At 37.3% G+C, this 16,869-nt stretch carries 12 protein-coding genes; 2 read left to right on the forward strand and 10 right to left on the reverse strand.

Annotation, left to right across the window (positions count from 1 at the left end):
• Nucleotides 1-124: 124 nt before the first annotated feature.
• The gene (locus ACWNMZ_RS16925) at nucleotides 125-1,303 is read right to left on the reverse strand and encodes a hypothetical protein (RefSeq protein ID WP_048716817.1); all 1,179 of its coding nucleotides are present in this window, start codon (nucleotides 1,301-1,303) and stop codon (nucleotides 125-127) included.
• A 424-nt stretch (nucleotides 1,304-1,727) separates the two neighbouring features.
• On the opposite strand from ACWNMZ_RS16925, the gene ACWNMZ_RS16930 reads away from it, so the two are divergent.
• Nucleotides 1,728-3,182, forward strand: a complete 1,455-nt coding sequence (locus ACWNMZ_RS16930; RefSeq protein WP_449598693.1) for an FAD-dependent monooxygenase — start codon at nucleotides 1,728-1,730, stop codon at nucleotides 3,180-3,182.
• Nucleotides 3,183-3,298: 116 nt separating this feature from the next.
• Here the strand turns inward: ACWNMZ_RS16930 and ACWNMZ_RS16935 are convergent, their stop codons facing one another.
• The 9 genes from ACWNMZ_RS16935 to ACWNMZ_RS16975 form a co-directional block, all read right to left on the reverse strand.
• Nucleotides 3,299-5,665 carry an immune inhibitor A domain-containing protein gene (locus ACWNMZ_RS16935; RefSeq protein ID WP_031538844.1) on the reverse strand — a complete coding sequence of 789 codons (2,367 nt, stop codon included), beginning with the start codon at nucleotides 5,663-5,665 and terminating at the stop codon, nucleotides 3,299-3,301.
• Nucleotides 5,666-6,151: 486 nt separating this feature from the next.
• Complete coding sequence (locus ACWNMZ_RS16940; protein ID WP_031538843.1) at nucleotides 6,152-6,970, reverse strand: carbohydrate ABC transporter permease; 819 nt, start codon at nucleotides 6,968-6,970, stop codon at nucleotides 6,152-6,154.
• A gap of 20 nt (nucleotides 6,971-6,990) precedes the next feature.
• Nucleotides 6,991-7,908: a carbohydrate ABC transporter permease gene (locus ACWNMZ_RS16945; protein WP_048716840.1), complete on the reverse strand. Its 918-nt coding sequence runs from the start codon at nucleotides 7,906-7,908 to the stop codon at nucleotides 6,991-6,993.
• A 60-nt stretch (nucleotides 7,909-7,968) separates the two neighbouring features.
• Nucleotides 7,969-9,252, reverse strand: coding sequence for an extracellular solute-binding protein (locus ACWNMZ_RS16950; protein WP_449598694.1), 1,284 nt, complete (start codon nucleotides 9,250-9,252; stop codon nucleotides 7,969-7,971).
• 23 nt (nucleotides 9,253-9,275) lie between these two features.
• The gene (gene argH, locus ACWNMZ_RS16955; protein WP_449598695.1) at nucleotides 9,276-10,757 is read right to left on the reverse strand and encodes an argininosuccinate lyase; all 1,482 of its coding nucleotides are present in this window, start codon (nucleotides 10,755-10,757) and stop codon (nucleotides 9,276-9,278) included.
• The gene (locus ACWNMZ_RS16960) at nucleotides 10,744-11,691 is read right to left on the reverse strand and encodes an amidohydrolase family protein (protein WP_449598696.1); all 948 of its coding nucleotides are present in this window, start codon (nucleotides 11,689-11,691) and stop codon (nucleotides 10,744-10,746) included. Before ACWNMZ_RS16960 ends, argH begins: the two co-directional genes overlap by 14 nt.
• Nucleotides 11,692-11,717: 26 nt before the next feature.
• Nucleotides 11,718-12,899, reverse strand: a complete 1,182-nt coding sequence (locus tag ACWNMZ_RS16965) for an ROK family transcriptional regulator (protein WP_449598697.1) — start codon at nucleotides 12,897-12,899, stop codon at nucleotides 11,718-11,720.
• 470 nt (nucleotides 12,900-13,369) lie between these two features.
• Complete coding sequence (locus ACWNMZ_RS16970) at nucleotides 13,370-15,364, reverse strand: methyl-accepting chemotaxis protein (RefSeq protein WP_449598698.1); 1,995 nt, start codon at nucleotides 15,362-15,364, stop codon at nucleotides 13,370-13,372.
• A gap of 378 nt (nucleotides 15,365-15,742) precedes the next feature.
• Nucleotides 15,743-16,180: a MarR family winged helix-turn-helix transcriptional regulator gene (locus tag ACWNMZ_RS16975; RefSeq protein WP_154708639.1), complete on the reverse strand. Its 438-nt coding sequence runs from the start codon at nucleotides 16,178-16,180 to the stop codon at nucleotides 15,743-15,745.
• A gap of 188 nt (nucleotides 16,181-16,368) precedes the next feature.
• Here ACWNMZ_RS16975 and ACWNMZ_RS16980 point away from each other — a divergent pair, with 188 nt between their 5' ends.
• Entirely contained in the window at nucleotides 16,369-16,824 is a 456-nt protein-coding gene (locus ACWNMZ_RS16980) for a CBS domain-containing protein (protein WP_048718682.1), read from the forward strand.
• Nucleotides 16,825-16,869: the final 45 nt, after the last annotated feature.

Here is a 16,869-nt window from a genome sequence, read left to right on the forward strand (position 1 = left end):
GAACAATCACGTTTTAAGATTTTTATAACGTGATTGTCCTTTTTCTTTTATAGGGCTTAACCTTTTTAGCTTACTTGCAGAATTAATGATGAGAAAATATCTCTTTTTCTTGTCCTGTAAGAAATTAATCTCTCAATTCAACCGAGTAATACCGTTCAGCTGGTTCATCTGTATTTTTCTCAAAAAACAATTTATATTCTCCTAAATCATAATATAGGTAATATCCACTACTTACTTCACTATAATCCTGACTAGTTGGTTTTCCTAAGTATTCGATAATTTCATCCCCCGTTAGGAAAATGGGAAGGTAATAGGAATTTATTGGAGAATCTGAATACTCTTCATAATCATAAGGAACGCCAAATCCAGCTTGATAATCATCATAATAGATAAGATAGCCTCCTTCTGTTGATACTCTCCAGTCAGGCTGTCCAATTTGATCTTCTATAAGAGAACCAATTGGATCATGTAGGGATATATCAATACCTGCAATCATTCCATTTTTTGCATTTGGCAAAAAGTCCGAATGCCTTATCTTTTCATTATTTAACAATGCAGCAGATTGATCTAATTCAACTGCTTCTGCAGAATCTAATTCGCCCGCTTCAGATTCACTAGATTCCAAAACGTCATCATAATGATCCTCTTCCTTTACTTCCTCTAACGGTCCCTCATCCCAATCATTTACACCATATAAATCAAATCCTGTGATTTTAGAAACTACAACATGATAATTTGGAAACTCTCCCTCTTCTTCTTCCCCAAAAAAGTCCGTAATACTATTTGATATCATAATCATCGCATAGCCTTGTTCCTCTGTTAAACGATAGTAATAGATTTCTTTATAATCGGTTGTTGTATAACGGAGGGCATCGTTTTTTCTCTCTTTTTCCTCATGATCTTCATCTAAAAATGAGCTGTCTGTCGGAAGTAGTTTCTCTCCCAAACTACGAATTTCCTCCTTCGCTCCTTCTATATAAAAATTCATAGCTTCTATTTTTTCTTTCTGGTCATAGTTTATGTATATCGTTTCTCTTTCTTCCTTTAACAGCAAAAAATCCTTCTGACCATTTGATTCATATATTGGTTCACCATACAAAGAATAGGCTACTTGTATATCCTCCCCAAGCTTCGGATACTCTAGCTCTAGTAATAAGGACACTTCATCTTTACCTAAAATCTCCTTACTCTTTTCTACTGGTGCAGAAATATTCAGATATATAACATCAAGCTTCCACAATATAACTAACGTTAGCAGCACCGTTAATACTACTATATTCATAATGATTAAAATCTTTTTCACTGTTCCCCTCACTACTTTCTATATCTTTTGTACTGCTATTAGTCTATCATATATGGAAGAAAGTTGAAAAAACACATTTGTTTTTAACGAGGGCACTGAAAAGTCTAGTTCTCCAAATAAAATGAGGTTTTATTTATTTGAAAGCGAATAATAAGTTGGTTTGGAGAGGCGTCCGCTCGACTCCTACGGGAGATGCGAGAAAGTCCGAGACCCTGCAGGAGCGTAGCGACGAAGCGGCTCGGCGCTCGCCCCGTGGAAAGCGAGCGGTAAGCCTCGGAAAACAAAAACCTACACTAAGTTAGAAAGGTTTGGTAACTACCGATTCACCAGGTAATTCACTTTTTCAGTGGCCTCGTTTTTAACTAGTTGTTCTTTTAATTAAAGAAGGAACCGTCCTTCTGCTTGCTTCTATTTCATAAAAGCAATGTTATCGTTTAATAGAATGATGACTGCTCTCAATTTACTAGAAGATTGGAATCCGATAAAAGAAGCATTACATATGCTGAAATCAGATAGAAAGAAGGAAATGTGGATGACAGAGACAAACAAGGCAATTATCATCGGAGGAGGCATTGCTGGGAAGCTTGCAGCCAGAGTGTTATCAGACAAATTTAAAGAGGTAATTATCCTAGAAAAGGACCAAAAAAGTATGGATCCAACACCACGAAAAGGTGCAAGACAGGGAGAACATCTGCATGCCCTTCTTCACGCTGGACAATATGGAATGGAGGAACTTTTTCCGGGTATTACAGAAAAATTCTACAGCAGTGGTGCTATCAAGATTAATTCCACAATGGATTTATCATGGTATCATCATGGCGGATGGAAGCTACGTTATGACGGAGGATATACAACGACCCTCCAAACTCGCCCACATCTTGAATACCATATTGAGCAATACATAGAGCAGATTCCTAATATTACATCCAAATACCAAGTAACTGTTAAAAACTTTTTATATCAAACAGACGAGTACAGAATCAATGGAGTTAAAATACAATTACCAAACAAAAAAACCGAACAAATCTATGCTGATCTCATTGTGGATACTAGTGGTGCAACCAGCTTAACATCCACTTGGCTGCATAAAAAAGGAATCACAATTCCCCAAGAAAAAGTAGAAATCGGTTTAACGTATGTAAGTCAAAAATTCAATCTTCCTGAAAATCCCAAGAGAGACTGGAAAATAAAATTAATCTATCCTAATCCTCCCCAGGAAAAAGTGGGCGGAACGATTTCAAAAGTAGAAGGTGATCAATATATTGTTACGATGATCGGCTATCTTAACGCTATTTCCGAAAAAGAAATTATAAAAAAAGATGATGGATTTTTAGAGCTTGCAAAAAAATTACCTAAACTAGATATCTATCATGAGCTGCTCCATGCAACACCCTTAACTAACCCCTCTATTTACCGGGTTCCACAGATTAAGTGGAAACGAATAGACAAGGTAAAAGCATTTCCAAGTGGGCTTTTGCTAATGGGGGATACGATTTGCAGAATTGATCCTGTCTTTGGTCAGGGGATGAGTATTGCTGTATTAGAAGCACTGGCGCTGCAGAAAATACTTCAAGAGCAGAAGGGCTCCTTGCAGGAAACCATTACCGCTTTTCATAATAAAGTTGCAAAGATTATTGCCCCGATTTGGAAGATGGTTATTACCGAGGATTTCCGCTATCCCGATATCATAGGAAAGAAACCAATAGAGTTAAAGATTCAACAATGGTATGCCAAGCAAATTTACCTATTGTCTACGGAAAAACGGGATATCTATGATCATTTTATAAAAGTCATGAATTTAGTAGAACCCATTAGCTTCTTAATGAAGCCACGGATTTTAGGTAGTGTATTAAGATTAAGGCGCTTTTTTGTGAAATAGGATGAAGAATCGTTCCCCTGTTTCCCTCCAAATTAATAAAGAAGCAAAAGAACTAGCCTTTGCTTCTTTACTCTACTTATTTAGAGCTGGAACAAGGAACCTGCCCCCTTGTCCTACTATTTAAATAATAAAATCTTACCTACCGTACCGTCATTGCTTTCGCCAACTACGCGAATTTTCAATCCAGTAGTAGGGATGTTACGCCCTGCTTCTAGGTTTCCTGGATTGCTGTAATCTGCGCTGTCATCAAAGAGTGGAGTTCTCTTTGTAAAGTTATCTTTCAATGTTGTGCCATTAATAGCGGAATAATCTAAAAGCATTTTGCTTGATTTACCTAAGCTAAAGGCTGCATCGTTTAATTGATAACGTGTAGTTCCAACCACTCCATCACTCCAGTAATTAGTATGCTGATCAGCATCGACTACTCCTAAATAACCATCTCCAGGATGAATTCCTGTCCAGTTATCTCCATATGCTTCATCTACGTACCAAACAACAAGACCTGGATCGTAGCTCATTAAGCTAGCACCGCGGCGAATATGAGAAAGGCCTGCATCTACTCCATTGTGGGATCTCCATTCTAATAGATAATAATGTTTAGAATAGAATTTACCTTCATCCTTCTTAAATCCATCCAAAGTAAAGACAGAGTCACCTTCTGCATCATCTATTACTACTTCTGCACCATCAACTGTTACCTTAATATCATCTACATAGAATCCAGAATTAGCTACAGCTACGTCTGTCCAATAATTAAATTCTACTTCCACCTTTTGTCCAGCATATGCGCTTAAATCAAAGGATGCATCCACCCATTCTCCATTTGTGCTTCCTGTAATACCATTACCTGGGTTTTGAGCATTTGGATTTTCCGTTGTTGTAATGTTCCCTTTAATGGACGTTCCATTTACTTTTACAGATGCATAATCCCAATCTGCTTCAATATCATACCAAGTTTTAAACGTTAACTCTGCACTTGTTGCATTCGTTAGGTCTAATGTAGTTTTCATGGAATTATCCAAATTATTTCCACTGCCACCAAAATACTCATATTGACCACTTGCTGGTATGTTTACATCGGTTGTTTTATCCGGAAGATTAATACGAACAGCATCATTATTTGTTCCTTTTGTTACTGCTTCGTCTAATAAAAGCTCTGTTCCTTTGCTTGTAATATCTTCCACATTTAAGGTTGGACCACTTAACCAATTACCTCCATGTGCTCCTTGCAAATATTCCTTTGCATAAGCACTGAATCCACTTGGTTCTGTTCCAGGAACATCACCAGCCCAGCTTCCACTTGCCATAATCGACCAATAAGCTACTGCTTCACCGCCACCACTATATTGCGTATCATACTCGTCAGGCAAACCTAAATCATGGCCGAATTCATGAGCAAATACACCAGCTGCTCCATCTTCGGGTTCAATTGTATAGTCATACGCACCAAGTAAACCACCAAAACGATCACTATTAGAAGTTCCACCAGGTACAGCAACTAGGTTTCCTAGATTCCAGCGATGGGACCAAATAGCATCTCCTCCCAATGCACCACCACCTGCTTCTTCACCAACACCTGCATGGATAACCATTAAATGATCGATGATACCATCTGGCTCATTATAAACACCATCACCATCATAATCATCACGATCCCATACATCGTATTCGCTTAAATTTACATTAGGGTCTTGTCCAGCCTTTGTTAATGCTTCATATACTAGCTCACGAGGACGTGCATCACTATCATCTGGTCCAGGATAATTCCCTCCATAATAAGCTGCTTCATGATCAGCTGTATACCAGCCAGCAACTTCCCCTTCTACCGTATAGCTTCCGCCAGATTGCTCTTCATAAAATTGTTTCATCGAGACAAGGTTTTCGCCATTCGGACCTTCATAGCCATCTTCTCCAAAAATCATATTTTGGAAATGGTCATGTGTGTAGTCTTCATAGAACATATCTGTTTCCTCTTTGGTAATTGAGCTTTTTTCATAATCCGGGAAATCTATTGCTAAAACAAGCACTTTATCTTCACGAACTTCCCCGTTATATGCTTCTTCTTCTACTGAATCAACCTTATTTTTCTTTGCCTGCCCTAATTTATTTCCCTTGCCTTTTTGAAGACTAGTAGATGCTTCTTTTTCGCCCTTTGTTTCTAATTCAGCTAAGGCTTTTGGCAATTTATCCTTTGTTTCCTTTTTGACCCCTTCCGCTTTACCCTTTAAATATTTTTGCAGAGCTTCTTCTGCTTCATTTTGGCTTGCATTTTTTGCTAATTTTCCTTCTTTTTTCAGCATCTCAATGATTCGCTCATCATTAGCAATGCCTAAATCAATCGGGGCCCCTCCATAATTGGAGGCAACTTCCTTATAAACTGCTTCTGCAGCAGCCTTCTCAGGAGGCCCATATAATCCTAGTGAGAGGGTACTTATTCCAAGTACCGCTGCCAATGCTGTTTTTTTAAGCTTCTTCTTAACCACTAATAAATCCCCCTCTAGCAAGTATGTAATTACTACAAGATTCAATATTCTAAATTAATATTCAATTATCCTTTTTATTTTTTTAAAATAGTACTTTTATATCAGAAAATTTTCTGTTTTTAAAATTTTCTCTTTCGATTACATATAAACATTCCAACTTCCTTACTAGATTGATTGTTTTCCATTCATTTTCTTAGAAACTATCCTTAAATAAGTTCATTCCATTCATAAATTAGACTATTTCTTTTCTAACGGGTAAACTTTTTTTGCGTCTCAAACTATATGAAAATATTAATGTGAAGAGGAGTTACTATAGTGATAAAGAAGTTATTGTTGAAGGGGGTGTGAATTTTGTACAGGAAAGAAAACTTGCTATAACCTAAAAAAAACGTAAACTCGAGTCGTTTACGTTTTTCTTCTCAATCGTCATTCCCCTCCTCGATACCAGCGTGGGACAAGGAACCTGACCCCATGTCCCAACCAACCTCACTTCAACCCCGTCAGCGTAATTCCCTTTATAATATGGCGTTGGAAGATCAAGAAGACGATGATGAGTGGAACGACGGCTATCGTTGCGCCTGCCATGACGATTTCCCAATAGGTTTGGTTTTCGCCAGAGAAAAAGGCAAGTCCGACTGGCAGTGTTCGCATTTCTTCTGTTTCGATGACGATAAGGGGCCATAGATAGGCATTCCAGTTTCCTAGGAAAGTGAAAATACAAAGTGCTGATAAGGCTGGATAAACCTGTGGGATGGCGATTTGAAAGAAAATCTTGAATTCATTTAATCCATCGATTCTTGCTGCATCAAGCAAATCATCTGGGATAGATTCCATAAACTGCTTCATCAGAAAAATGCCAAAAGCTGATATGACGCCTGGAAACATAATTCCCCAGTAAGTATCGACCCAGCCTAAATCGGTAGACATGATATACCAAGGAATAATTAGCATTTCGGTCGGAATCATAAGAGAGCTTAGGATGAATAAAAAGATAATATTTTTCCCAACAAACGAAAATTTAGCGATAACATAGCCAACAAGAGTGTCAAATAAAGCAACACTTAAGGTAGTAATAATTGCAACGATAAAACTATTAAAAAACCATTTATTAAATAGCGTATCTACCATGATTTTTCGATAATTGTCTAAAGTAGGATGGTCAGCAAGCAGCTTTAGTCCATATACTTCAGATGGCGGTTTAAAGGACGTTGATACCATCCAAATAAATGGAAACAACATAAAAATTGCACCCACGGTTAGTAGAATATAGACAATCGATTTTTTAAAGTACCTTCTTTTTTTCAAGTCTTCACCCCCACACCTTTCTAGTATTCAAATTTCTTCGTTAATACCTTCATTTGAATAATGGTTATGATTAAAATAATAATAAATAACAGAACGGTTGCCGCAGAAGCTAGGCCCATATCAAAGTGCTGGAATGCTAATTCGTAAATATAAAGCACAACCGATATCGTTGAATTCAGTGGTCCACCCTGTGTCATATTTTGGACCTGTGTAAAGGTTTGTAAGAAGCTAATACTTCCAATGACAGCGGAAAATACGATTGTCGGATTTAATAAGGGTAAGGTAATATGAATAAATTTATTCCAGCTATTTGCCCCATCTATTTCTGCTGCTTCATAGAACATTTTCGGAATATTTTCAAGGCCAGCTAAGAAAATAATCATCTGGAAGCCTAAGCCTTGCCATATCATTGTTAAGATAATAATATAAATCGCCTGATCCGGTGATTTTAGAAAAAGCTGGGCCTCAAAGCCCCATTTCATCAGGATATCATTCACAATCCCGTTGTTCATTAGAATCCATTTGAAAACCCAGCTTACGGCAACAATGCTTGTCACATAAGGAATAAAGTATATCGCTCGGAACACACCGACAAATTTATTGATTCTTTGCAGCAGTAAAGCTACCCCTATCCCGCACAGCAACTGCCCAATGACACCAAATACAACATAGATGAACGTATTTACTAGTGCTTTTCGAAAAATTTCATCTTTAAAAAGAGTCATATAATTATCCATTCCAACAAATGGTTTTTCCTCCGAAAGAATATCCCATTCCCGGAATCCTATATTAAAGGTATAAAGTGTTGGCAAAAATCGAATCGAAATAAAAAAGAGAAGAGGAATAAGCAAGCAAGTATACACAAATATATATTTTTGCTGTTTTAACGTGAATCTAGCAGTCTTTTTTTTGACAATAGAATCGTTCTTACTAGTCATGGAGCCCCCTCCTTTCTGAATAAAGAAAGACGAAATTCGCCTTTCTTTATCCCATCAGATTTACTTTTTACTCCAATAGTCATCGTAAAGCTTCTGTGATTTAGCCGCAAATTCATTATAAGCATCCTCAATAGAAACCCCATTTAGCAATACTTCATTCACCGCATCAATAACATACTGTCTCTGCGCGGTTTCGTCGACATAGAATTGTGCATTCGCATAAGGAAGCTGTTCAATAAATGGACCATATAGCGGATCATTTACGTATTTATCTTGTGTTGCTACCGCTTCTTTTGCTGGCAGTTCCCCTACCTCATCAATCCAGCGTTCCATCACTTCATCACTTGTTAAAAACGCTAAGAATTTTTTCGATGCTTCTAATTTTTCCCCTTCTACTTTTGCAGTAATACCATTTGCCCAGAATGATGATTGGGTTGCTTTCTCTTTATAGGATGGCAGTGGCGCAACTCCATAATTTAAATCAGGTGCATCTGTAGCCAATGTTCCCAGACGGAAGGAGCCATCAATATTCATCGCTGCATTGCCTGTTTTAAATGCTGTTACATCATCTGTATAAAATCCGCTTTCCCCAACCTTATGCTTGGATCCAAATTCCACTAAATACGTAAATGCTTCTAACCCAGCAGGAGTATCATCCCAAAGAATTTGCTTCCGATCCTCACTCAATCCTTGACCACCAGCCTGATAAACTAAGGCATCATAAAACCAGTTGTTCAACTGAGCTCCTATTTCGTATGCCATCCCTTCTGTTACTAACTTTCCATTTTCTCTGACTGTCAGCTTTTTCGCATAATCTACTAATTCATCCCATGTTTCTGGTGGACTGTTCGGATCTAAGCCTGCTTTTTCGAAAAGATCTTTGTTATAAAAAAGTGCCAGTGTACGAACAGCCGTTGGAATTGCCCAATACTTATCATCCAATTTCGCTGCATTTACTAAGGAGAAGTATTCACTTTCAATTTGATCTACCGGGAATGTATCTTCCGGAAGAGGCTGTAAATAACCTGAATCAATGTATTTCGGAAGCCAGCCATAATATAAATTAATGACATCTGGTCCTCTTCCAGCTGGAACTAATGTAGCCACTTTTTCATTGTATTGCTCATAAGGGAAGGTTGTTTGCTTTACTTTGATACCTGGATTTGCTTCTTCAAATTCTTTAATAAGCTCATCCATTAAATCAACTTTAGCCTTATAGGCATATTGCCAGTATTCAATGGTTACCGTATCCCCTTCTTCTCCCCCAGATTCCTTTCCTTTTGAACAGCCAACAACTACCATTAGCACCATGAGAAAAAGAAAAACACCTAACAATTTTTTCAATAGAACCCCTCCTATTAAACAAGTTATTTATTATTACTTAACACGTTGTAGCTGTTATGGTGTAGTAGCTGTTTATAAGAAGTAAATTTCTGTCTATATGTTTCTACTTCTTTAGAAAAAGCCTCTACATGTTGAGTGGAGCGTATCCGCTGCCTCTCTGTTTCTTTCGGATTAGGACCTCCTAGTACGGAGCGAACAAGGACAAATTGATAGGGATCAATCGCATTTTTATAATGTGCTTCTGTAAAAACAAGTGGTGTACCCAATATTTCCTTGGCAATTTGTTTAACCCATTCAGCAGAGCCATCATTTATTTTTTTCCCAGAGCTAGATAATTGTTGGACTAAAACACTGGCAATTTGATGAGAATCACGGAAGGATAAATGGCATTCTCTTACAAGCACATCTGCTAATTCCGTGACGGTGGAAAAGCCTTCACAGCAACGGGTAAAGAGCTTATCTACATTCACCTCCATAGATTTAAGAATTTCTGTCAATAATTCGATGATTTGATAAGAATGAGAAAAGCCATTAATAAGAATAGGTTGAATGTCATCCCCGATATCGACAATGTCCCCAAAAGGTGCATTATGTGGCATCATAAATACGGCGTTTATTTCTCCAATTGTTCTACTAATAAGGGATTTGGTATGTTCTAAGGATGATGGATTTCGTTTTTGAGGCATGATGCTTGATGTTTGCACTAAGCTTTCATCTAGCCTGATTGCATCTACTTCATTTGTCGTAAAAAACATAAGATCATGTGTAAAGCGGGACAAGGTGCTTAAGGCAATTTTGATTACACTAGCTATTTCAAGCATATAATCTGCGGCACTAATCGAATCATAGGAATTTTCCATCGCTTTATCAAAAGCTAATTGTGTTGCCATAAAAGGACGGTCAATTGGAAAGCCAGAAGTACCTAGAGCAGCAGCACCCATTGGCGACTGATTTATTCTTTTTAAAAGAGAAAAGCCTCTCTCCAAATCTCTCTCTAAGCTGCTATCTACGGCTAAAAGATAATGGGCCAAAGTAGTCGGCTGTGCTTGCTGATTATGTGTATAGGCTGGCATAATCGTTCGTTCATGTTCTTTTGCAAGACCCAGCAATACCTTTTTTAATTCGATAAGCACGGTGAGAAAATGCAAAAGCTTTTCACGAGCTAACATCCTGTACATGGTAGCATCCATATCGTTTCGACTGAAGGCAATATGCATATTCCCTACAAGCTCTTCGCCGATTTCTTGTTTTAAATCTTCTTCTATCATAAAAAATAAGTCTTCAAAGATAGGATCATAATTCTTTCCATAGCCTTTCGCTAAAATGCCTTGATTCGCTTTAATGATTTTTTCGGTATCTGCGATTTTTAAGATTTTTTGGCGGGCTAACATGGTAGCATGTGCGATATTAATTTCTAATAAGTAGGGAAGGAAATGTTGCTTGGTAAAATCGTAGGTAGGTTCTAGGATATGATTTACATATATATGTGATCTACTGTCTGGCATTCAGCTGCTTCACTCCCATCTCTAAATTGAGTAAACGGCGTGCATTGTTCCCAAAGATATTCTCCATATCATCCTCTCTCATATTAATTTCTCTGCATACTCTTACCTGATCTTGTAAATATCGATAGGAAAAGCCTCTCGGAAAGCCATTGGAATCTGTGCCAAATATAATTCTTTCTGGTCCAATCAATTCAAATGTTTTTCGAAAGAGCGTCTCTAAATCTAATGGATATGGCATCCATCTTACCCACTGATTAGAGCCAGATGTATCGACATAAACATTTGGGCAGCTCCAGCATAAATGCAACAGCTCTTTGAAGTAGCCTGCACCAAAATGAGGAATAATGATTGGAAGATCTGGGAATTCTCTTGCTACTTGAAAAATCGCAAGGGGAGACATATTTTGATGTTCCACTATTCCACCAGCTCTGCCTAACAATCCAAAATGAATTAAAACCGGCAGTTGGTTATCTGATAAATATTGCCAAACTGGCATTAAGGCTTCATCATGCAACGGTCTATTCACAAGGGGCCCAAACATTTTATAGCCTTTTAATCCTAATTGTTCAATCGCTCTTTTTAGCTCGGGCAGAGCATCGCTACTTTCGATAGAATGATGAGCAAACCCGATAAATCGGTCTGAATGCTCGCTAATTTTCGCAGCCATATCATCATTGTCTTCTGCCGTAAGAAAGTTCATGACTTCTACATCATATGTATCGAGCTCTGCTAGCCATCGATCCATGAGCGGGATTGCTTTTTGCTCGTCTGTTTCCTCTGAAGGATGGGGAAAATCCCAAGTTAACCTCATTCTTTCTGATCTTTCTGCATTATAGGCATCCCCCGTTTTGGATCTTTTAATAAAACTACTGCCTTTTTTCGCAGGTAAATGCCCATGAATATCAACCACTTTAAAAGCATTTTGAAAGAGCATGTATATCTCCCTTCTAATCTATTTTTTCAACTAGACAATAATGCATGTTTTTTCATACAAAGAACGGTTGCGCCAAGCAAGGAAGCATGCGGCAGCTTTGTTAGCATTACCGTTGTTCTACTTTGTTCAGGCAGATAATGCTCGATTCTCGCTTGTAGTTTTGGCAAAAACCAATGGCCTGATTTGGAAATCCCTCCCCCTAATACGATGCATTCAGGATTAAGCAATGCAGCAACATTTATTAAAGATACAGCAAGATGATCCAAAGCCTCGTTAATGATTTTAGCCGCTAGTGCTTCTCCTTCGATTGCCTTTTGAAATATTTTCTCCGCGTTCTCCTTCTTTGTAGCAGAACCGCTTTGATACTGTTTCACAATAGACGGACCACCTACCTGATTTTCGAGAAAACCATAGCCCTCAAACACCGATTCAAATCCTTGGCTTGCCTGATCTTTATTAGTAATCATGTAGCCTATTTCTCCAGCTGCATATTGACCACCGCGAAATAATTCTCCATTAATTACAATTCCGCAGCCTACTCCTGTTCCAATCGTTATTAAAACTACATGGGATTTATCTTTAGCAGCACCTTTCCAGCACTCTCCCAACACCGCCATATTCACATCATTTTCAATGTAAATCGGGAAAGGAAAATGCTCTGCCATCTCCCTTTTCAATGGATAGTGGAGCCACCCTAAGCTTGGTGCTTCCATCACGATTCCCTGATCCGAATCAGTAATTCCCGGCGCACCAATCGCCAATGCCAACACCTTCGTATGACAAATATTTTTGTCTTCTAGCATTGCATTTACTTCATTAACTAGTAAAAGAATAAAATCTTTCTTCAATCCATCCTGTGTATCGATTTTTCGATGAAAAATCAAGCCACCATCCAAATCCATAATCGCTAGTTCTGTCGAGGTTCCGCCAATATCAATGCCAATGGTATATTTAAATTGTTTATCAAAGACTAAATGAACCGGTTTTCGTCCCCCTCTCTTTGCTGCCTTTTTGCTTTCTTTTTCAATTATCCAGCCTTCTTCCACCAGTTCATCTACCAATGCCGATATAGTCGGTTTACTTAGCTTCAATCTTTTTGCCAAACTTGCTCTGGAATAAAGATTATCTCCTTCGATAATTTCTTGTAGCACTTTTCTTTTATTAATTGTCTTCAAGTAGTTGGGAGTTCCTGATTGCAATATACTCATCCATTCCTCCATTCATGGCAGTTAGTAAACCTTCCTTACTTCTTGAATAGTCTATGACTCGCTAGAATGTAATATGTTTGTAAATATACGAAATTTATGCAAACCTTGTTTTAGCTCAGGTACTTTTTAAAGAAACTTTGTTTTTCCCCTTCATATATTTTCGTATTAAAAAAAACACCATTTTCTAAATGGCGTTTCATTTCGTAAATATATGTATTGGTAAAAAACAGGGCAGATTAAATGCACAAATAGGTTCTAAAGAATAGATTAATCCCAGTTAAAAAATAAGCCAGTTCAGGTTAACTTCTTCTAAAGACGCGGAAGTATGTCCATCAAAACTTAATATAATGCCTATATTAACGTTAGCTTGTATGTATTGTTGACTACTAGCTCAAGTAAGAGTCTTCTGCTTCTCTTTAATAAAGAGTATAAAAAAGAGATGGATAAGAACCATCCATCCCTCTAATTTCTTATATTGTAAATTTTGTAATCGTTTTTTCTAATTCAGCTGCTAAGTTCTTGAGGCTTTGGGCAGCCGAGGAAATTTCTTCTATTCCTGCTAGTTGTTCTTCTGAAGCTGCGGCAACCTCTTGGGTACTTGCTTTTGTGTTTTTGGTGATGGTAGCGATTTGATTAAAGGAAGCAGATACTTCTTCTGCTCCTGCTGAAATCTCTTCTGAAGTGGCAGACATATTTGTAATATTATCAGAAACATCATATGTCAATTCTAGGATTTCCATAAATAATTCTCTTGAATTATTAGCAATCAATACACCGCTTTCCACTTCATTCATTACTGCATTCATTGATTCACTTGTTTGTTCAATCTCCTCTTGAATTATCGTTACAATACTAGCAATTTCTTGAGAAGAACGCTGTGATTCTTCTGCCAGTTTCCGAACTTCATCCGCAACTACTGCGAATCCCTTCCCATGTTCTCCCGCTCTTGCTGCTTCAATTGCAGCATTAAGTGCAAGCAGATTTGTTTGATCTGCAATGGACGTAATAACTTCCAATATTTTCACAATATCTTGAGATCTCACAATAAGTGATTTCGTCAATTCATCTGAGTTTTGAACCGATTGTTGAATCGTATTCATCTGGGTAATATTTTTTTCAACAGATTCCTTACCTGTTTGTGCTTTATTCAATGTTGAATTCGCCTTTTCAGAAATAGTCGCAGAAGCTTCTGCAATTTGCTGTACTCCTTGTGCCACTTCATCAAGTGCTTCCGTACTTTCGGTCACCATTTCCGCCTGATCTGCTGCTCCTTCAGCGACAGCTTGTATCGATTCCGTTATTACTACACTTGTTTGATTGGATTGATCAGCACTCACAGCGAGTTGCTCAGATGTTTCCGCTGTATGTTCAGAGCTTTCTTTCAACTGTTTAATCAATTCCCGTAAGCTATGTTTCATCGAATTCGTATTATCAGCTAACTGGCCAATTTCATCCTTTGATTGGACAACTATATCTTTACTAGTAAGATCACCTGCTGCAACTAGACGAAGCTGGGCTACAATATTTCGGATTGGTTTCGTCATTCCGTTTGCTATCCAAATTGCCACACTAATAATTAGTACAGAAACCACTGCAATAATAATAAGCGTAATGTTCTTAATACTATTAGTTACTTGTAAGATATCATCAAAGGAAGTAAATAAATATATCCCTATACCAGCACTTTTTAGGGGAGCATAAGTAACTAGCTGTTCTTCTCCATTGACCACAATCTTTTTAGAACCACTTGTTTTCCCCTTCTCGAAAATATCTCCTATATTTTTGGAAAAACCAGCTTCCTCGATTGTCTTACCGATTAGATCAGCATTAGGATGAAACTGGACTATATTATTACCATCAACTAATACAGGATATGTGCTGTTATTTTGAGAATTTTCATTTTGTAAAAATTCCTGTATAAGGCTTTCAAAGTTAACTGTAGCAGATACTACTCCCACAATTTCTTTATTGGCATTTAAAATCGGAGTTGCTATTGCAAGAATCCGATTACCTGTTGCATTGGAGTTAAGCACATTCGAAACACTCTGTTCGCCTTTTATCCCCTTAATAAAATAGTCTCTTTCGGATAAATCTAGTTTTCCAACTAGACTAGGGTCGGTATGTGCTTCTACTATCCCATCTTTTCCGATAACCACAACAGTTTCATAAGTTTGGTCTTGCTCCTTGACTACATTAATTAGTTGACTCCGAGCTGCAAGCTCTCCATTGATGATTGTATCTGAATTTGCAATAAGCGTTAGCTTATCTAAACGTTTTTGAATCCATTCTTCCATATTTTCAACTGTAGAAGCCGTCTGATTCCCAAGCCATTCCTCTTCAGTATTTAATGCATTATTACTACTTACATAATAAATAATGCTAGAAGCTATTACTAATGGAATAATGCCAATTAATAAGAAATACAAAATAAATTTTGCTTTAATCGATCTATCTCTTTTCTTCATCCTTCTTGTCTCCTTAAAATAACTCTATTTAGCGCCACAAAACATATAACTTTACTTCTTAATATACATATCGACAGTAAATGATGTATATCAATACTTTTGAAGACCATTTTCGACATTTTTCTACCAATTTACCAAAGCTTCCATTATTCGCTTCTACTCGCTCTAGTGTTTGTAACATATATTGCCGTTCAAGAATTTGATGCTTCCAGGTAATTATTATTATGTACTGAACTATTCATGACTTTCATAAGGGCATATCTTCTTTTTCCTACGCACATTCCTAATTTTGGTTTTCATTTCCACTATGAACGCGCTTTTATTACTCACAATGCTAAAAGCGGCTTTCATCTCCAATATGAAAGCCGCTTCCCTATCTCATGTATTATTAACATTCATCGCAGACTGATTGTATTTTTTTAACAACCTTGCAAATGTCTCTCGTTCTTCTTCTGACCAAACATTGGTAACTTCTGCTACTCTTTTCTTTCTAAACTGTTTTTCTTTTTTTAATTCTTCTAATCCTATATCGGTTATCTGGAGTGTATAGGCTCTGCCATCTGTTTCATCTGGAATTCGGAACAAGTAGCCTTTCTGTTCCAGTGCTGCTGCCTGCCTACTTACGGTAGAAACATCTAGTTGAAATTCAGTTGCTAGCGCTTTAACACCTGCTGGCCCTTTTGTCACTATTTCATGTAATAACAGATATGCTGACCGATCAAGATTACCATTTTTTTTATGGGAAGACGTGTGTGTAATGCGACGTATCAGAATGGATAATTCAACCTCTAGTTCTTCCAACGATTCTTCATGCATAGATTAACTACCTCACCGTTTCAAAATATTTCTATAAAAATATGATAGCACACTTATTTAATGATTTGTAATGGACAGGGGAAGCTCCATTTCTGAAAATAGAATTGACGTTTTGAAATATAGTTGTATAATACAATTATATAGTTTCCTTATACAACTATTTTTTAAAAATCTAAGGGGGAAAGAAAATGCTAGCCCGTGATATTATGGTAAACCAAGTATATAAAGTGAAGGAAAGCGACACCGTCCGTTCTGTTATCGAAAAATTTATTGATTACAAAATTAGCGGTCTTCCAATAGTCAATGATCGAAATGAAATTGTTGGTTTCATCAGTGATGGAGATGTGTTGCGCTATATTGGTAAACATGATGATCATATTATCGACAGTATTTATTATGCAGTGGTAATTAAAGGCGATGATGAAGATTTTGACCAAAGATTACAAAGTCTCTTGCATTTGAATGTAATGAAAATCGCGAAGAAAAAAGTTGTAAAGGTAGCTTGGGATGAAAAAATAGAAGTGATTGCGGCTTTACTAGGTAAGAAGCAAATAAAAAAAGTGCCCGTTGAAAAAAACGGAATTTTAGCAGGCATTATTAGCCGCGGAGATGTAATACGGAATTCTTTTAAGGAATTAATCTAATACATTTTGAACCAAAGGGATAATAGAAAAAGGGGAGATTTATCA

This window comes from Niallia sp. Marseille-Q9988, assembly GCF_976954375.1.

Coding starts and splice junctions, on each gene's coding strand:
- argH (WP_449598695.1), bottom strand. CDS start 10,757: ATGCCAGACAGTAGATCACATATATATGTAAATCATATCCTAGAACCT.
- ACWNMZ_RS16945 (WP_048716840.1), bottom strand. CDS start 7,908: ATGACTAGTAAGAACGATTCTATTGTCAAAAAAAAGACTGCTAGATTC.
- ACWNMZ_RS16960 (WP_449598696.1), bottom strand. CDS start 11,691: ATGCTCTTTCAAAATGCTTTTAAAGTGGTTGATATTCATGGGCATTTA.
- ACWNMZ_RS16930 (WP_449598693.1), top strand. CDS start 1,728: ATGTTATCGTTTAATAGAATGATGACTGCTCTCAATTTACTAGAAGAT.
- ACWNMZ_RS16970 (WP_449598698.1), bottom strand. CDS start 15,364: ATGAAGAAAAGAGATAGATCGATTAAAGCAAAATTTATTTTGTATTTC.
- ACWNMZ_RS16975 (WP_154708639.1), bottom strand. CDS start 16,180: ATGCATGAAGAATCGTTGGAAGAACTAGAGGTTGAATTATCCATTCTG.
- ACWNMZ_RS16965 (WP_449598697.1), bottom strand. CDS start 12,899: ATGAGTATATTGCAATCAGGAACTCCCAACTACTTGAAGACAATTAAT.
- ACWNMZ_RS16980 (WP_048718682.1), top strand. CDS start 16,369: ATGCTAGCCCGTGATATTATGGTAAACCAAGTATATAAAGTGAAGGAA.